This window comes from Paeniclostridium hominis (assembly GCF_014306135.1).
Lineage (GTDB): Bacteria > Bacillota > Clostridia > Peptostreptococcales > Peptostreptococcaceae > Paraclostridium > Paraclostridium hominis.
This window is the reverse complement of sequence record NZ_JACRWD010000001.1, coordinates 330,000-349,234: the sequence shown is the minus strand read 5'-3', so window position 1 is coordinate 349,234 and position 19,235 is coordinate 330,000. Positions and strand designations below refer to the sequence as shown.

16 protein-coding genes and 1 riboswitch are annotated in these 19,235 nt (G+C 27.2%); of the genes, 1 reads left to right on the top strand and 15 read right to left on the bottom strand.

Features of this window, described 5'->3' with window-relative positions; genetic code table 11:
• From H8891_RS01675 to H8891_RS01665, 3 genes are all read right to left on the bottom strand, one after another.
• Positions 1-1,017: an asparaginase gene (locus H8891_RS01675; protein ID WP_207723528.1), complete on the bottom strand. Its 1,017-nt coding sequence runs from the start codon at positions 1,015-1,017 to the stop codon at positions 1-3.
• A gap of 77 nt (positions 1,018-1,094) precedes the next feature.
• The gene (locus H8891_RS01670; protein ID WP_187004919.1) at positions 1,095-2,618 is read right to left on the bottom strand and encodes an FAD-dependent oxidoreductase; all 1,524 of its coding nucleotides are present in this window, start codon (positions 2,616-2,618) and stop codon (positions 1,095-1,097) included.
• A 623-nt stretch (positions 2,619-3,241) separates the two neighbouring features.
• The gene (locus H8891_RS01665) at positions 3,242-4,276 is read right to left on the bottom strand and encodes a P1 family peptidase (RefSeq protein ID WP_187004918.1); all 1,035 of its coding nucleotides are present in this window, start codon (positions 4,274-4,276) and stop codon (positions 3,242-3,244) included.
• A 178-nt stretch (positions 4,277-4,454) separates the two neighbouring features.
• Between H8891_RS01665 and H8891_RS01660 the strand changes: the two genes are divergently transcribed.
• Positions 4,455-5,312, top strand: a complete 858-nt coding sequence (locus H8891_RS01660; RefSeq protein ID WP_243207790.1) for a potassium channel family protein — start codon at positions 4,455-4,457, stop codon at positions 5,310-5,312.
• Between the two features lie 189 nt (positions 5,313-5,501).
• Here the strand turns inward: H8891_RS01660 and H8891_RS01655 are convergent, their stop codons facing one another.
• From H8891_RS01655 to H8891_RS01600, 12 genes are all read right to left on the bottom strand, one after another.
• Positions 5,502-6,425 carry an LCP family glycopolymer transferase gene (locus tag H8891_RS01655; protein WP_187004916.1) on the bottom strand — a complete coding sequence of 308 codons (924 nt, stop codon included), beginning with the start codon at positions 6,423-6,425 and terminating at the stop codon, positions 5,502-5,504.
• 97 nt (positions 6,426-6,522) lie between these two features.
• Positions 6,523-7,398: an FUSC family protein gene (locus tag H8891_RS01650; RefSeq protein WP_187004915.1), complete on the bottom strand. Its 876-nt coding sequence runs from the start codon at positions 7,396-7,398 to the stop codon at positions 6,523-6,525.
• Between the two features lie 233 nt (positions 7,399-7,631).
• Entirely contained in the window at positions 7,632-8,822 is a 1,191-nt protein-coding gene (gene metK, locus H8891_RS01645) for a methionine adenosyltransferase (protein ID WP_187004914.1), read from the bottom strand.
• Between the two features lie 19 nt (positions 8,823-8,841).
• Positions 8,842-9,723 carry an agmatinase gene (gene speB / locus H8891_RS01640; protein ID WP_057554467.1) on the bottom strand — a complete coding sequence of 294 codons (882 nt, stop codon included), beginning with the start codon at positions 9,721-9,723 and terminating at the stop codon, positions 8,842-8,844.
• Positions 9,713-10,564, bottom strand: coding sequence for a polyamine aminopropyltransferase (speE, locus tag H8891_RS01635; protein WP_055334767.1), 852 nt, complete (start codon positions 10,562-10,564; stop codon positions 9,713-9,715). Before speE ends, speB begins: the two co-directional genes overlap by 11 nt.
• A 167-nt stretch (positions 10,565-10,731) precedes the next feature.
• A complete protein-coding gene (gene speD / locus H8891_RS01630) occupies positions 10,732-11,157 on the bottom strand; it encodes an adenosylmethionine decarboxylase (RefSeq protein WP_021128823.1) in 426 nt (141 codons plus the stop codon).
• 31 nt (positions 11,158-11,188) lie between these two features.
• Positions 11,189-12,688, bottom strand: a complete 1,500-nt coding sequence (locus H8891_RS01625) for an aminotransferase class I/II-fold pyridoxal phosphate-dependent enzyme (protein WP_187004913.1) — start codon at positions 12,686-12,688, stop codon at positions 11,189-11,191.
• A 451-nt stretch (positions 12,689-13,139) separates the two neighbouring features.
• Positions 13,140-13,907, bottom strand: coding sequence for an ABC transporter ATP-binding protein (locus H8891_RS01620; RefSeq protein WP_187004912.1), 768 nt, complete (start codon positions 13,905-13,907; stop codon positions 13,140-13,142).
• On the bottom strand, positions 13,907-15,007 hold the full coding sequence (locus tag H8891_RS01615; protein ID WP_330604945.1) for a FecCD family ABC transporter permease: 1,101 nt from the start codon (positions 15,005-15,007) through the stop codon (positions 13,907-13,909). Before H8891_RS01615 ends, H8891_RS01620 begins: the two co-directional genes overlap by 1 nt.
• Positions 15,008-15,025: 18 nt before the next feature.
• Positions 15,026-16,048: an ABC transporter substrate-binding protein gene (locus tag H8891_RS01610; RefSeq protein WP_187004911.1), complete on the bottom strand. Its 1,023-nt coding sequence runs from the start codon at positions 16,046-16,048 to the stop codon at positions 15,026-15,028.
• A gap of 14 nt (positions 16,049-16,062) precedes the next feature.
• Positions 16,063-16,239, bottom strand: a riboswitch (cobalamin riboswitch).
• 133 nt (positions 16,240-16,372) lie between these two features.
• Positions 16,373-17,083, bottom strand: coding sequence for a purine-nucleoside phosphorylase (deoD, locus tag H8891_RS01605; protein WP_147546071.1), 711 nt, complete (start codon positions 17,081-17,083; stop codon positions 16,373-16,375).
• Between the two features lie 344 nt (positions 17,084-17,427).
• Positions 17,428-19,053 (bottom strand): Na/Pi symporter, encoded by a 1,626-nt coding sequence (locus H8891_RS01600; protein ID WP_187004910.1) that lies wholly within the window; start codon positions 19,051-19,053, stop codon positions 17,428-17,430.
• Positions 19,054-19,235 lie beyond the last annotated feature (182 nt).

Sequence of the window (19,235 nt, the reverse complement as noted above, 5' to 3'; positions counted from 1 at the left end):
TTATCCCTCCACATTAACTAAAGTATTTAACTTAAAATTTGGTCTCATTTCTCCAATTATATCTTTTCGGGCGTTTAATAGTTTTGGGTTTGCAAACTTTTCTAGTTCTTTTAACTCTTTTTCATTTATTAAATTAAGCTGTCTTAAGACTTCCATAGTAGCACATGCACTTGCTTGACCTGAGCCATCATCAACTTTTATCGCTATTCCAAGTTTATTATTTTTATCTCCAACTAAATATACTCCCTGTGCTCCTGCTTTACCAAATATTCTATCTCCACAAACTCTCATAAGTGCAGTACAAAATCTATCTCTTCCTGCAACCATTTCAGGATACTTCATCATAGATGATGTTATTTTATTTACATATTCTTCTTTTTGGCCTAACTTTTTAGAATCTGCTAATCTTGAAAATCCATAAGCAAACTTTTCTAAAGGCATAGCATGAACTGGTGCTCCACATCCATCAATACCAATTATTATATCTTCTTTGTTGTAATTACAAACAAAAGATATATTGTCTAAAATTCTTTGTTGAACTGGATGATTTATATCTAGGTATGTTTCTAAATCTTCATTTAAATTTTTAGCAGATATTAACATTCCACTATGTTTTCCAGAACAATTATTATGTTCTTGAGTTAAAGGTTCTTTACTTTCTATTAATTCTTTATAGATTTGACTATTGCCAGGGACATGTATACCACATTTTAACTTATCTACGCTTATATCAGCTTTTTTTAATATTTCTCTGGTACACTCTACATGATATGGTTCTCCTGAATGAGATGAGCACATAAAAGATATTTCTCTATCACTTATATTAAATCTTTTATCTGCTTTAGTTTCTAAAACCTGTATAGCTTGTATTGGTTTTACTGATGATCTTGCATATATTACTTTTTTAGGATTTCCTAGAGAATATATAAGTTCCCCCTCTGAATTTACTACAGCTATATGTACACTGTGAGTACATTCAATTAAACTGCCTCTAGTTACTTCTATTGCTTTATTCAAGTTCAATCTCCCCCCCTAAATCTATTCTTTTATATATATATATATATTTATCTATAATTTAATTAGTCCTTTTATTTTTAAATTAATTTAGGGTTTACATCATTTTTTTCATCATCGTATCTATTTAAGTTTTTAAGAGCAGGACCTTCAATTACATTTCCCCTATAATCAAATCTAGATGCATGACATGGACAGTCCCATGTTTTTTCAACAGAGTTAAAAGTTAATTCACAACCTAAATGAGTACAAGTTATATCTACTATATATACCTTTCCATCACTATCTCTATAAGCTCCACACCTTTTACCATCTACATTGACTACTTTTCCTTCTCCTTTATCTACATTAAAATCTGTATCTCCAACTTTAAGTTTTCCTTTTATATACTCTTTTCCTACATTTAAATTTTCTGTTACAAACTGTGTAGTTAATAAACTACCTGTTCTAGTAGGTTTAAATATATTTTCATAATCAGATTTCCTATAACACATTAAATCTTTTATTATAATAGAAGCTAATGTTCCATTGCTCATTCCCCACTTACATAATCCTGTTGCTACATAAACATTATCTTCTCTTTTATTTACATAACCTATATATGGCATATTATCAAAGCTTATATAATCTTGAGCTGACCATTTGTATTTAAATTCACTTACCTTAAATTTTTCTCCTAGTTTAGTTTTTAACTTTTCGTAAATAGCTTCTTCATTGCTACATTGTCCAACTTTGTGGTCTCCTCCACCTGCTATAATTAATTTTTTACCTTCTCCTATATATGTTTTAAATGTAATTCCATTTTCCTCTACATTTAGATACATACCTCTTGGTATTTTTGCTTTATATTCACCACCTAATAAATAAGACCTTTCTCCTTTTTCTTTTGCAAAGTAAAAATTTAGTCCATCATACCATGGAAAATGTGAAGCCATAACAATATTTAATGCACTTATTGTTTTATGATCCTTAGTTTTTACCTTGTAAATATTTTCTTTTTCATAATCTACAATAGGAGTATGTTCATAAATTTTCACTCCTAGTTTTAGACATACTTTAGTTAATTCATCTAAATATTTTTTTGGATTAAATTGAGCTTGATTAAAAAATTCTATAGCTCCTTTTACCTCAAAAGGAATATCTAATGTGTCGTGATACTTACATTTTATACCTAGGTTATCACAAGTACTAAATTCTTCTTTTAACTCTTCTATATAATTTTCATTATCTGCATATATATATGAAGACAACCTTTCAAAACTACATTCTATTTTATTATCTTTTATTATTTCTTCTATTAAATCTATAGCTTTTTCATTTCCTTCATAATATAACTTTGCACTATCTAAGCCATACTTATCTCTTATTTTTGAATAAATTATTCCATGTTGAGAAGTAATTTTACCTGTATTTCTTCCAGAACTTCCACAACCTATTTTATTTGTTTCTACTATAGCTGTTTCAATACCCTTTTTAGCTAATAAATAAGCTGTAGTAAGTCCAACTATACCTCCGCCTATTATAAGTGTGTCTATCTCTAAATCTTCTTTTAAACTTTCAAAATCTAATCCTTTAGAACTTAACATCCAATATGATTCATTCATAAAATTTTCAACTAGATTATCTAGTTTCTCCTTTCTTAGAAATTAATCTACCTTATATTTGTATAGTTCCCTTTTTTTTCTTAATTATTATAAACACTTATTTTGACTTTAAAAATTTAAGGATTATTAATTATTAGTTAAATTTAATATATCAATATGTTTTTGCCAAATAATCTACAAAGTTATAATGAGATTAAATAAAAAGTTAATTTTAATGTTAAGTATATCTTTAGTTCTATAAATATAGTTGGATGTAGTCAAAAAAAACTTTTATAATAAAAAAGTAAAAGACGCAGTAAATAATATAAACAATACAAAGATTGGTCAATCTATAAATGAATTTATGAGTATTAATTGTTTGAGATTTAGTAAATGACTTAATAGATACAAGTATAGTAAAATAAATTGTAGATTGTATTAATGTATTAGAATTAAAAAATAATCTTAATAACTTTTTAGGTAGTAAAATATTTAAATAACTTTATTTATATTTAATTTTTCAAAAAATAAAACAAGGCAAATGATTATATCTCAAAACCTTGTTTTATGCGCTTGAAATTATTTTAAATTTGTCTATGGCAGAAATTTTTATGATATTATATATATAACCAACCTAAGTATTTTTAAACAGTTTTATTTAAATATTCCAGTATACTTTTTCTTGTATTATTTTTTCTTCCTATAGTTTCTTTTGAGTTTATCATTGAACTAATAATAGATTCTTCAACAGATTCTATTAAAGCTCTAAATACTAAATCTATTTTATTTTCATTTATTATGTTAATGTCTACTATATCTCTTTTTTCATAATGATTTATTTTATTTCGTGTTGTAAATGTAACAACTATATCACCACTTCCATTTCCTAAATGAGATCCTGTTCTTCCAAGTGATATACTAGCTCTTTTTGATAATCTCTTTAATTGCCTTTCACTTAGTGGTATATCTGTTGCTATTATAATTATTATAGATCCTTTTTCAAGTTCTAAAATTTCATTGTCAAATGTCTCTTTTATTAATTTTTCTCCATTTATCATTAAATCTTCTTTAAGTCCAAAATTTGATAATACTAAACTACCTAATGTATATTCTTTTTCATCTAATTTTATAATTCTTGAAGATGACCCTATGCCTCCTTTAAGTTGATAACAACTCATTCCTGTTCCAGCCCCTACTGATCCCTCATCAAATATTTCTTTTGCATTTTTTATAGCATCTAATACATGCTCTTCTTTTAAAGAAAATCTTCTTATATTATTTAAAAATCCATCATTACATTCTAGTACTATAGGATTTACAGTACCAGTTGTATCACCTATATCTTCATTTTCACTTAGCATATACTTAATAAGTCCATTACAAGCTGTCCCTATACTTAAAGTATTAGTTAGTATAATAGGAGTTTCTATATTTCCTAATTCCTCTATCTGTATAAGTCCCATACTTTTTCCAAAACCATTTATTACATAAGAAGATGCCATTACTTTTTCTTTAAATATATTTTCACTATGAGGAAGTATAGCCGTTACTCCAGTTTTTATATCTCCTTTATCCAGTGTAACATGACCTACTTTAACTCCATCTATATCTGTTATTAAGTTATTTTTACCTTTTTTAAAGTTACCTATTTTTATATTGTATTTACTATCAATTCCCACATCTATCACCTCTATATAGTCTTTATATTCCTTAATTTTAAATACTTTTATATAAATGTATATTATTTGAAAAACATATAATTCCTTCTTTTGACAGTCTACATATTTTAATTTAAAATATGTAGTATATATTATTTAAAATTAAGTAGATAGAATGGAGATATGAATTTTGATAGTTATGACGAGAAAAAAACGCATTATTTATAATATAACTATGGCGTTTCTTTCACTGGCAATTGCTACTATTTTAATAGTTCAATTAACACTAAAATTAGGTTATAATTCGGAAATAATTTTAACAAATATAGCCTATACAATTTGGGCAATATTCGTTATAGATTTTGTAATTCGCTTTTTTATAAGTACTGATAAAAAAATATTTATTAAGAATAATATAATAGATTTAATCTCTATTATACCTTTTCATACATTTTTTATACTACTATCTAATTTAGGAGTTTTTCATTTAGATAGTAAATATATAATTTTATTAAAGTTAGTTATGGTGTTGAGGATAGTAGCTATAGTAAAAAGAAGTAATAGTAATTTTTATAGATTTATGAGAACAAATAATTTTAGTTATACTTTATTTATAGCTTTGATTATAATATTTTTAAGTTCTATTGCTATGAGTTATTTTGAAAAATGGAATATAGGTGATTCCCTTTGGTGGAGTATAGTTACTGTCACTACAGTTGGATATGGATATATTTGCCCAAAGACTTTTTCTGGCAGAATTGTTGCATCTATTCTTATGATATTTGGTATTGGCTTTATAGGCTCTTTGACTTCTACTTTATCTACATATTTTATAAAGAAAGAAAATATAAGGCATCATCACCATAAAAAGAAAAATAATTATTCTATCTTAGAAGATAGTATAAAAGATGTATTTATTGGTGCTAGATTTAGTAAAGATGAATATAAAGATATGGTTATACTTGATATCGTAAATAGATTAGAAAACTTTGATGATTTAAGCAAGGATGAAATAAGTACAATGTGTAATGTGCTTAATTCATTAAAAGATAATTAGAATCATATAGATATACTTAAATTTAAATATTAAAATACATTTATTATTTATAGAAAATTTTTTGTATATAAATATAATAATTGTCTATAATGTTAATATAATTTCAAATAAATTTTTAATTATATCACTAAATATACTATACTTATTTCTCCTTTGGAAAAGACGAGTGCTCCACTGACACTCGTCTTTTTATTTTAGATATTCATGAATTTGTTTGATATTTTCTTGCATATTTGCATCTATTACCCATTTTTCATCTATAATTTTAGTTTCAAAACTTCCTTCAAATGGTATCATATGTTGATTTATAGTAAAATCTTTGTCATTTAAGATTTTACTTTGTAGCTCTTTTATATCATTTATAGGTATATTAGTAGTTACTTGAGACATCATCTCCATACTTACTTCAAACCTTTTACCTGAATCTAACTTTTCATATTTTACAAGTATAGCTTTTAATACATTTCTTTGTCTTTGAGTTCTTTCGTAATCTCCATTACCTACTTTTCTTATTCTACAATAAGCCACAGCTTGTCTACCGTTTAAAGTTTTTAAGCCACTCCCTTGTATATAATCAGTTCCCGCTGGTAATTTTTCTATGTTATTTATTTCATTTAAGTTTTGATTTATTTGATTTGCTTCATAATCTTTTAAATCTATATCTACTCCACCTATTATATCAATTACCTTTGCTAAACTAAAAAAGTCTACACTTACATATTTATTTATATCTAAGTCAAAATTTAAATTTATAGTTTCCATTGAAAGTTCAGGTCCTCCATAAGCATATGAATGATTTAACTTATCTCTTCCATGACCTTTTATATCTACTAAGGTATCTCTAAGTATGGATACTAGGTTTATTGTTTTTGTTTCAAAGTTTATATTTGCAACCATTATAGAGTCTGCTCTTGATTTTTCTTCTTTACTTCTTCTATCTAGTCCAAATAAAGCAATATTCATAGATTTTTCATTTTTTAAAGCTTCTTGTTTTGCTTCTTTCTTTGAGATTTGTTCTTTTTTATGATTTTCTTTTATCATAAATGTTAATATTCCTACTGGAATAAATATAATTAGTAATAAGATTACTATAATTTTTTTATTAATTTTCACAAATTCACTTCCTTACATTTTATTTATGCTCGCTATAATTATTAACAATTTATTATTATAACATAAAAATTCCTAAGCTTTTAAAAGCTTAGGAGTTTTATTCAATAGATTTATTAAATTCTTTTAAGGTTTTAATTTCTTCTATTATTTTGCTTAGATGATAATTAAATACAGGACTTTTATTTTCTTCAACATCAAAACTTATTTCTTCTGTATTGTATAACTCTCTTAATGCATTATAGTTATCTTTATTTAAATACAGTTTACTTTCTAGTAATTCTATTGATTGCATGTGAAAATAAATTTCTCTACATATATTTATTGATTTTTCTAAATTTTCTATATCCGCATCATGCTTTCCACCATAATCTAGTTCATCTGTTAATTTTGAATATATTTTATCAAGTTGTTGTATATTTTTCTTAAATAAGTTTATGTCTAAATCTTCCTCGTTTACGATTTTAGATTCTATAAGTTGTATTGCAGATTTTTCTATATTTTTAAATTCAGCTATTGTTTTTGCTAAATAATTGGGTCTGGCTATTAAGTAGTTTGTTACAACACCTATAATTACTCCCACTGAAGTATCTATAACCCTGTGAACTGAGTAATATGCCGGATTATATGTACCAACACCTAAATGTATTGCTAAAAATGTTACACAAGATACTACTACTGAACTTATTTTTAACATATTACAAGTATAAATTGTAAGCATTATACCTATACCACATAAAATAGGCTCTCCTGGTTGAATTAAAGCAAATAAAAATCCGATTATCCCACCTACAATTGTTCCTTTTACTCTATTTAATCCTACTTTCATAGAACCCTTTACTGTGTCTTGAACCGAAATTACACAAGCTATTGCACAGTAAAATAATTTTTGAACAAGGAACTTTCCTAATAACAGACATATCATTATTGCTATACCTGTTTTTATAGTCCGCATCCCCATTTTTTTTAACTTCAATGTCTTTACCTCCTAGTATATATCCGATTAGTCTAATTTTTATGTAATGTATATTTATATAGTATAATTTATTCTTTAAAATTTTGGTATACTTAAATTTTTTTATTTTACAATTTATTTCTATCCTATTTATATATATGTAATCATTTCATAATATTATTCAGCAAATCTCAAAATTCAAGTAAAAAAGGATGTCAAATTTAATGACATCCTTTTTTATCTAAATTCTATAATTATATTCCAGCTTGTTCTTTTAAAAAGTTAGCTTTATCAGTTCTCTCCCAAGGTAAATCCAAGTCACATCTTCCAAAATGTCCATATGCTGCAACATTTTTATACATAGGCTTTCTTAAGCCTAAATCTCTTATTATTGCTCCTGGTCTTAAATCAAAGTTTTTATTAACTAAATCAACTAAAACTTCATCACTAACTTTTCCAGTTCCAAAAGTATCTATAAATATAGATAAAGGTCTAGCAACACCTATAGCATAAGCAAGTTCTATTTCACACTTATCTGCAAGTCCTGCAGCAACTATATTTTTAGCAGCATATCTGGCAGCATAAGCCGCTGATCTATCAACCTTTGTAGGGTCTTTTCCAGAGAAAGCTCCTCCACCGTGTCTAGAATATCCACCGTAAGTATCTATTATTATTTTTCTCCCAGTAAGTCCTGTATCCCCTTGAGGTCCACCTATAACAAATCTTCCTGTTGGATTTATGTATATTTTAGTTTCCTCATCTAATAAATCACTTGGTATAACTTCTTTTATAACTTTTTCTATTAAATCTCTTCTTATTGTATCATTGTCTACATCTTCTCCATGTTGAGTAGATATTAATACAGTATGAACTCTAATAGCTTTATCTTTATCATATTCAACTGTAACTTGAGTTTTTCCATCTGGTCTTAAATAACTTAACTCTCCATTTTTTCTAACTTCAGTTAATCTTCTTGCTAACTTATGAGCTAAAGATATTGGAAGTGGCATTAATTCTTCAGTTTCATTACATGCAAACCCAAACATTATTCCTTGGTCTCCCGCACCTATTTTCTCTATCTCATCTTCACTTAATTCTCCACTTCTATTTTCTAAAGCTTCATCAACGCCCATAGCTATATCTCCTGATTGTTCATCGATAGAAGTTATAACTGCACAAGTATCTCCATCAAATCCAAACTTTGCTCTAGTATACCCTATACCTTTAACTGTTTCTCTAACTAATTTAGGTATGTCAACGTAAGTATTAGTACTTATTTCTCCCGCTACTAGTACTAATCCTGTTGTAACTGTAGTCTCACAAGCAACTCTTGCTAGTGGGTCTTTTTCTAAAAGTGCATCTAATATTGCATCTGATATTTGATCACATATTTTATCTGGATGCCCTTCTGTAACTGATTCCGATGTAAATAAGTGTCTTGCCATTTTTAAATTCCTCCTAAGTTTATCTATTTATTTTATCGCTTACTATAAGTGCTAATTCTCTTAAAATCTTGCATGCAACAACTGTGGATACATTTGTATTATCATAATCTGGGCTAAGTTCTACAATATCTAATCCTACTAAATTTATATTTGAATTTTTAAGTACCTTAAATACCTCTTCAAATTCTCTATAACTTATACCTCCCGGCTCTGGGGTTCCAGTACCTGGAAATATCGATGGATCTAATACATCTAAATCAATAGTTAAATATACATTCTTACCTTCTAAAGATTTAACTATATCTAAAAAAGTATTTATTGTATGAGTTTCCATGTATGTATGCTTTTCTTTTAAAGCAAAATCAAACTCTTTTTTAGTTCCAGATCTTATTCCAAACTGAAATATTTTTTCATCTCCTACAATGTCCCAAATACGCTTTATAACTGTAGCATGAGAATTTTTGTTATTATTATACTCGTCTCTTAAATCTGTATGCGCATCAAAATGAAGTACATATATATCCTTGTATTTTTCATAAACTGCTTTAAATGATGGTAAAGTTACTAAATGTTCTCCACCGATCATAAAAGGAACTTTCCCATCATCCACAATAGCTTTCGTTCCTTTATATATTTCATCTAAAACCTTATCCGTATTTCCTATACTAAGTTCTAAATCTCCAATATCACAAATTTTATAATCATCCATATCTAAATCAAGAATTGGGCTATATGTTTCAAGTCCGTAAAATTCAGGTCTCATAGAAGATGATGCAAATCTAGTTCCTGGTCTATTTGAAGTAGTTCCATCAAAACCTGCTCCAAATACTATAAGTTTACTTTCATTGTAATCATCTTCCATAGACATAAATGTTGGTGTATTATAAAACTTATTTTTCATTTAACATATCCACTACATATTGAGGTAACATAAATGCTCCACTATGGATGTTACTGTTGTAATATTTAGTTTTTAAACCTAGTTTTTCCCAATCTTCTTTATTTTGATCATTTATCGGATCGTATTTCTTAGATGCAAATCCAAATAACCAATGTCCTGATGGATAAGTTGGTATATGAGCTTGGTAAACCTTAACTATAGGGAATAAATTTTTAATTTTTTCATTTGCTCTTTTCATTTCTTTAGCATTAAAGTCAAAGTATGGACTTTCATTTTGATTTACAAGTATTCCTTCATCACTTAGTACTCTGTAGCAGTCTTTATAAAAGTCAACTGAAAATAATCCTTCTCCAGGTCCTATAGGATCTGTTGAATCAACTATTATTAAATCATAAGATTTATCTTTTGAATTTTTTACAAAAGCTACTCCATCTTCAAAATATAAATTAACTCTAGGATCATCTAACTTGCAAGCACATATATCTATATACTCTTTAGATGCATCTACTACCATTTTATCTATTTCAACCATATCTATTTTTTCTATTTGAGGATATCTAGTAAGTTCTCTTACAGTACCACCATCACCGCCACCTATAACTAATACTTTTTTTATATTCATATTAGTAGCCATAGGAACATGAACTATCATATCGTGATATATAAATTCGTCTTTATAATTTACCATCATTAACCCATCTAATGTTAAAAACTTTCCAAATTCCTTACTATCAAATACATCTACTCTTTGAAAGTTTGATTGTTCACTAAATAAGTGTTTATCTACCTTTATTGAAAAACGTACATTATCTGTCCATTCTTCTGTATACCAAAGTTCCATAACCTAAGTCCTCCAAATTTTTGAATTTAATTTTTTATTTTATTTATATTTATGTTTTTATTTGTCTATTTTACTGGTCTTTTGACCATATTTTATTTGTATGTTATAATTTAATTTGAATTTAATTTTTTATTTGTTTATTTTTATTTAATTTAGGTGATTTTTATTTATATAGCTTCTTGATCTTCTTGTGGCTTATGAGTAATATTGCCTAAATCTTTTTTTGCAAATTTCTGTATTTTAGAAGTTAAACCTCTTGGTATCTCTGTTGATTCACTTCTTTCTGCTTGTAACAATTCTTCTAATAGTTCAAAACTTTTCCAAGGATCTATATCTCCACAAGTGAAAAAATCAGCTGATGCATATCCGTATTCTGGCCATGTGTGTATAGTTAAATGAGATTCAGCTATTATAACAGCTCCTGAAACCCCCCATGGATTAAAGTGATGAAATACCGAATCAACTATTGTAGCTTTTGCATTTAGCGCCGAATCGTTCATGAATTTTTCTATAAGCTTTGGATCTCTTAATATATCCTCATTACAGTTGTAATACTCTACTAATATATGTCTTCCTAAAGTTTCAAATTTCATAGTTGCACTCTCCTTATTCAGTTTTTTGAATTTAATTTTTTGTAACTAATATATAATCTAAGTTTTTATCTTTCATATCACATAAATATGCATTATTTTTCTTTAGTAATTTTATGTAATCAATTATTTCTTTTGTAATTTCTTCTCCAGGCGTTACTATTGGTATTCCTGGTGGATAAGCCATTATAGATTCACCTGAAATCCTACCTACACATTCATCAATTAAAATCATTTCTTTATCTTTATAAAAAGCATCTCTTGGATTTAATTTCTGTATTGGATTTATTTGCTTAGTTTTTATAACTTTCATTTTTTCTTCTTTTTTATAAATATTAGATATTGCTTCTAAAGAATCAATCAGTTTATCAACATCCTCTTTTGTAGTCCCAATAGATATAAGTGCAAGTATATTATATAAATCTCCAAGTTCTACTTGAACTGAAAACTCTTGATAAAGCAAATCATATACTTCATGACCTGTTAAATTAAGTTTTGATACATTTATGCAAAGCTTAGTTTCATCTATAAACTTAACTCCATCATTTCCTAAATTTTCAGTAGTAACAACTTTAATTCCTTTTATTTTATTTATTCTTGCTTTTGCATATCTTGATAAATTAAGTGCTTTTGATAATTGAGCATCTCCATTTAAAACTAAGTTGGATCTTGCTCCATCAATACTTGCCATTAACAAGTATGATGCCGATGTAGATTGAATCATATTTATACTTTGCAATACCTTACTTGATTCTATACGTTCATTATTTAAAAGTAATGCAGAGGCTTGAGTTAAAGCTCCTCCAGTTTTATGAATACTTATAGCTGACATATCAGCTCCTAAGCTTATACTTGGAGGTGGTAAGTCTTTATGAAATGGAAAATGTGCTCCGTGTGCTTCATCAACTAAAACTAAAACATTTTCCTCATGACACAACTCAATTATAGCTTCTAAATCACTACATGCTCCATAGTAAGTTGGATTTAGTAAAAATAAAGCTTTTATATCTTTATGATTCTTAAGTTCATTTTTTATATCTTCATAAGCTACATTTAAACTTATTCCAAGTTCATCATCAAATCCTGGTTGTATAAATACAGGTTTTCCACCAGTAAGTATTAAAGCATTAATAACCGATTTGTGAATGTTTCTTGGAAGAAGTATCTTATCTCCTGGATTTATAGTGCTTAAAATCATAGCATGTATAGCCGATGTAGTCCCATTTGTTATGAAAAAAGCATCGTCTGCATTATAAGCATTTGCTAATAAATCTTGAGCTTTTTTTATAATTCCACTTGGATTTGAAACATTATCCATAAGAGGCGATGAATTTATATCCATTTTCATAATATTCTTACCAAAATACTCATTTAAAACTTCTACTCCTTGATGTCTAACATGACCAGGAACATCAAAACAAGCTATATCTTTATTAGAATAATCTTTCAGAGAAGTAAGTAATGGAGTTTGTCTATGACTTAATGTAGAGTCACTAAAAAAATTAGCTTCTAACTTTTCTCCAATAGCTTCCATTTTAATCCTCCTTTCTATATTTTAAAATCAAATCTAAAAGTAAAGATTATTATTTCTATTCATAAAATTTAGTTTTATTAAACTTACAATATTTATTATATTAAGTTTTTATTTTTTTGCAAGCAATTTTTTTTATATTTTTTAACTTTTTTATTTTTTTTGTTTTTAGTATTTTCAATAGTTTTATATCTAACTTTATATTTTTGTTTATATTAATTTTTCTTAAGTTTAGTATTTATTAACTTTTGTTTATATTAATTTTTCTTAAGTTTAGTATAACTAACTCATTTTTTAAGTTTTATCAATAGTTTTATTTTGATAATATATATTTTTGAGTATATCATTGCTAAACTTTTGAAAATAAACATATTTTACCTTTTTTATAGAAACGTCATAATCTTTTCATTTTTAAGACAAAAAGAGGTGATTAAATTTAATCACCTCTTTTTTACTATCTACAACCTTTATATATAATATTTATAGAATCATCATCTTCATCTTTTATAACTTTTGCATCAACATCATAAACTTCTTTTATAAACTCTTTTGTCAAAACATCTTTCGGAGTTCCATAAGCTACTATTTCTCCACCTTTTAAAACGTAAATTTTATCACAGTACATAGCTGCTATATTCAAGTCATGTATAGCTGCTATAACTTCAATACCTAAATTTTTTACAATTTCCATTAACTGCAATTGATATTTTATATCTAAATGATTTGTAGGTTCATCTAAAATTAGACACTTAGTTTTTTGTACCAAAGCTCTTGCAAGAATCACCCTTTGTTGTTCTCCTCCAGATAAGCTATTAAAACTTCTATTTGCTAAATGTCTTATATTTACTTTATCAATAGCTTCATAAACAATATCATAATCTTCTTTTGTATCTCTATCCATAAGTTTTTTATATGGGCTTCTCCCCATTAAAACCATATCAAGTACTGTAAAATCAAAACTATGATGATTATGTTGTGCTAAAACTCCTATTTTTTTAGCACTTTCTCTAGTAGATATTTTTCCAATTTCTATCTTATCTATATATATACTTCCACTACTTGGACTTAAATTTCTGTATAAACACTTTAGCAAAGTAGACTTGCCACTTCCATTTGGTCCTATAACTCCTATAAATTCTTTATTTCCTAATTCTATATCAATACCTTTTAAAATTTCATTTTTATTTAATAAGACTTTAAGGTCTTTAGTTTCCAAATTCATTAATTACAACCTCCAAAACCATAACTTTTTCTTATCATTAGATATACGAAAAATGGAGCACCTACCATAGATATTAAAATACCTATTGGAAGTTCTGCATTTTCTATTATAATTCTAGAAAGTACATCTGCCCATACTAAAAATATAGCACCTAAAAGAGCTGATATCGGGATAAGTTTTTTATGGTCAGTTCCAAAGAAAATCCTAACAATATGAGGTATAATAAGTCCAACAAAGCCTATCATTCCCGCTGAATAAACTACTAATCCAACCATCAAAGATGTTATAACTAAATAAATCTGTCTATAGATATGTAAATCAGTTCCTAGAGTTATAGAAACTTCATCTCCTAATAACATTAAATTTAAAATTCTATATTGACTCATAAAAAATAATAATCCAATTATTATAAGTGGAAGTATAAAAACTATCTCTTCCCACTTAGCTCCACCTAAGCTTCCCATAAGCCAAAATGTAATACTTTTCATTCCTTCAGCATCATTTTTTATATAAACAATAAAACTTGAAAATGCACTACAAACCGAACTTAAAGCCATACCTGCTAACAATAATTTAGTAGAGTTTGGCCTACCTCCAGCATTAGAAATTACCAAAACTAACATAGAAACTACAAAGGCTCCTATAAATGCAAATACCCCTATAGCATTTCCATTTAAAAATGTAGTTAATCCTAGCATTATAGCTAACGTTGCTCCCAAAGAAGCTCCTGATGAAACCCCTAAAATATATGGGTCTGCCAATGGGTTTTTAACTATGGCCTGCATAACAACTCCAGTTACAGAAAGACCTATTCCCACACATAACGCTAGAATTATTCTAGGTAATCTTATAAGCCAAACCACATCATGAATTGCTCCACTTGATAGACTTTTATCTGCTATATTAAATAATCTAAATACAATCACATCATATACTTGTTTTATAGATATATCACTTGACCCTATAGTTACAGCTATTAATATAGACATTATAACTAAAAATATCAATAACATTATAACTAAAATATATAAAGGCTTTGATTTAACAAAGCCTTTCTTTTCCTTCATATCATAATTTTCTAAGCTTTTAATTGAATGCATCTGTAAATATCCTTCTTTCTATTTTTGATCTGGATAAAGTCCATTTGCAAATGTTTCAATTCCATCTATAGTTCTTACCCCACTACAATACATTTGTCCAAGTTCAATTGGGTAAACTCTATCATTTTTTACAGCATTTAAACTTTGTAATGCTTTATCTTTCATTACTAAATCTTTTGTTTCACTTGCTTTATTATCGTCTTCTCTATTCATGTAAACAACAAATATACTATCTGGATTTAATTTTACTAAATCTTCTTTACTTAATGAATTTCCATCTTCATTTAAAAGTTTAGCACCTAACTTAGTAACCATATCTCCACCTAAAGTTGTTTTTCCATATCCACTAATTTTACCATCAATTAACTCTATTATTAACGTTGTTTGTTGTTTTTTACCTTTTTCTGATTCTACAATTTTATTTACTTTGTTATTTATATTATCAACTATTTTTTTAGCTTTATCTTCAACATTAAATATTTTACCTATATTTAATATATCGTCACACTCATTTTGTATAGTTTTTGGTTCAACTGCACCACTGTTTAGTGCCATATATGTATTTACACCTTTATCTTGCCAATAACTTACATCACCGATTGCTTTATCTGAAAATAATGAATACCAACCTAATATTAAATCTGGTTGTAACATTGTAACAGTTTCTTTAGAAGGTGTAAATTCATCTAAGTATTTAACCTTTTTAAAGCTTTCTTTATACTCATCTTTAACCTTGTGATCAAGCCCTGCTGCAGCTACCATATTATCTTCAAGTCCTAATGCAAGCATAGTTTCAATAGAATCTTGATATACAGCTAATACTTTCTTAGGTTTTTCTTTAAAAGTAACTTTTATTGCTTCTTTTTTGCTGTTATGAGAAGTTATTGTAACTGGATAATATCCATCATTTTTCTCAGTGTTACTTTCAACCTTTGTGTTTTTAGCTTCTTCTTTTTTTGTTTCAGTTTTTGCACAACCGGCTATACTTAGTCCTACCACTAAACTAAGTAATCCTACTTTAATTTTTTTTGAAATTTTCATTTTTCCTCTCCCTCCGAAAGTTTGTAATTTAGGCAGGTCTCCTGGCTCATACTTCATCCTAATCTTTTCCTTCCCAAAGAATAATCTTTAGTGGTTTTATAAAGACTCGTCCATATTTACAGTAGCGGGGGCTGCTAGTGATTTACACACTATTCCCTTTTAATATTAAAACCTAAATTTTTCATATTTATCATTATAATATTAGCATAATTTTATATACAATTCTAGAAAATAAGAGTTACTACAATAAAAAAAGCTCGTATTTGTAAAATATCTTTCAAATTCGAGCTTTTTATCTTATTTTATATAACTTTTAAATATATATTAAGCTAATTCTAAAGCTATATTCATCATTCTTGTAAATGCTGTTTGTCTTTCCATAGCAGTTGTAGCTTCACCTTTAAATGGACAATCTGATATTGTTAATATGCAAAGTGCATTAACACCAGCTCTAGCAGCATTCATGTAAAGTGCAGCCGATTCCATTTCTACAGCTAATACTCCCATTTTAGTCCATTTTGCTAAACCTTCTAATCCGTCATCTCCGTAGAATACATCACTACATAATATATTTCCTACTTTAGGCTCAACACCTTGACTCTTAGCTACATCTACAGCTTTGCTAAGTAACTCATAACTTGCTATCGGTGCATAAGTACCTGGTAAGTTATATTGTGATGCGTAATTAGAGTCTGTACATGATCCCATACCTATAACTATATCATGCATTTTTAAATCTTCATGTAAAGCTCCTGCTGAACCTATTCTTATAAGATTTTTTACTCCATAAAAATGTATTAACTCATATGTATATATTCCTATAGATGGACATCCCATACCTGTTCCTTGTACAGATATTCTTCTTCCTTTATAGTAACCTGTATAACCATTCATTCCCCTTACAGTATTGTATTGAACTACATCTTCTAAAAATGTCTCTGCTATAAACTTAGCTCTTAGAGGATCTCCTGGTAATAATACTGTTTCTGCTATATCTCCTAATTTTCCGTTATTATGTGGTGTTGGTGCTCCCATTGCCATAATCTTTTTCTCCTTTTAAATTTATTTTCTTAAAACTAATATTTTAATAATATATTATCTTCTTTTTTAATTAAATAATTCATTTACATTTGAAACTGATATACTATTTAACTTTTATTAAATTTTATGAAGAAAAATACATATATATACATATGTTATCACTTCAATTATTCTACACTTTTTTAATTTATTATACACTATATCATATATATATTTTACATTTTTTTACTTAATAATACAATACTTTAATTTAATTTTTAGAATTTTTATAATATAATTTTATTTTTTAATTTAAATAAATTAAAACCTTGCATCTTGGCAAGGTTCTATTATTTACTTTATGCTAAATTTTTATTACTTTCTTTTATAACTTGTTGAGCTATATTCGCTGAGTGATCTGCAACTCTTTCTAAGTTACTTAATAAATCTAAGAAAATAACCCCAGCATCTATATTACAAGAATTTTCATTTAATCTTCTCATGTGATTTAATCTACAAGTTTTTTCCATTATATCCACTTGTTCTTCTAGTTTTATAACTCTACAAGCTAAATCTGTATCAGATTTTTCCATACACTCTAGTGCTGTATTATAAGTTTCTATAACTTTTTCATATAAATCTTTTAATTCTTTCTCTCCATCTTTAGATACATTTAAGTTATTTTCTATAGTAGATATTGCAAGTTCAGCTATGTTCTCAGCATGATCTCCAACTCTTTCTATATCATTTACAGTGTTAAATAATAAATCCACACTTTCTCTTGAATCATAATTTAGTGAAGTTTTAGATAATTTTAATAAAAAATTTAATATACTCTTTTGCAATTTATTTATAAGCTTTTCTTCTTCAAAAGAAGCATCTACCTTAGATTTTGACTTTTCTAAAAATCCTTCCATTGCATTATTTAAACTTAATTTAGCTTTTTCACCCATTCTTAAAGTTTCTTTTACAGTGTTTGATAAAGCTATCGATGGAGTTTCCATCATTCTTTCATCTATATAAAACACAGTTTTATCTTTTTCTTTTTCACATTCTTTTTCTGGCATAAGTTTCATAGTAAGTTTAACTATATATTTTGAAAACGGTAATAATAATATAACATTTATTACGTTAAATAATGTATGAGCATTTGCTATTTGTCTACTAACATCTTCTGGATTTAAATACTGAACCATCATAGTTATTGGCTTAGTTAATATTAACATAAATACAATCGTTCCTATTACATTAAATACCAAATGCATTAGCGCTGCTCTTCTAGCATTTATACTAGCACCTATACTAGATATTAATGAAGTAACACAAGTTCCTATGTTTTCTCCATATAATATAGGAAGCGCTGCAGCTAAAGGTATTAACCCTTGAGATGCAAGTGCTAATAACATACCCATAGATGCACTTGAACTTTGAACTATTGCAGTTATACCAAATCCTAATAATATACCTAATATTGGTTTATTACCAAAAGCTACTAATGCATCAGTAAACCCTTTGTACTCAGCTAATGGCTTTACTGCTTCTTTCATAAAGTCCATACCAGTAAATAATATACCAAATCCAATTAATATTTCTGCCATTGTCTTAGTCTTTTGATTTTTAGAGAATAAGTATATAACAATACCTATACCTAATGCTAAAGGTGCTATTCCAACTAAATCAAGTGATACTAATTGTGCTGTTATAGTTGTACCTATATTTGCACCCATTATAACCCCTATAGCTTGGGGTAATGTCATAATTCCTGCATTAACAAATCCTACTACCATAACTGTAGTTGCACTACTACTTTGTATAATTGCTGTAACCAAAGCTCCAACTAGAACCCCCATTAATACATTGCTAGTTAAAAGCTCAACTATTCTTTTTAATTTTTCTCCTGCCGATTTTTGAAGCCCATCTGCCATAAGGTTCATACCATATAAGAAAAGCCCCAGTCCTCCCATTAAACTTATTGCTATTTGCACTTAATTTTTTCCTCCTTGATATATAAATATAAAAATTTAATTTACCTCTTTCGTTATTTTAATTTTACCAAATATTTTGTCAATTTTAGTTAAGTTAATGTTAAGAAAAACAACCATCTGTTAACTAAGTGTTAATATATTGTTAAGAGAATGTTAACTATTAAAAAACAATTAAACTTTAG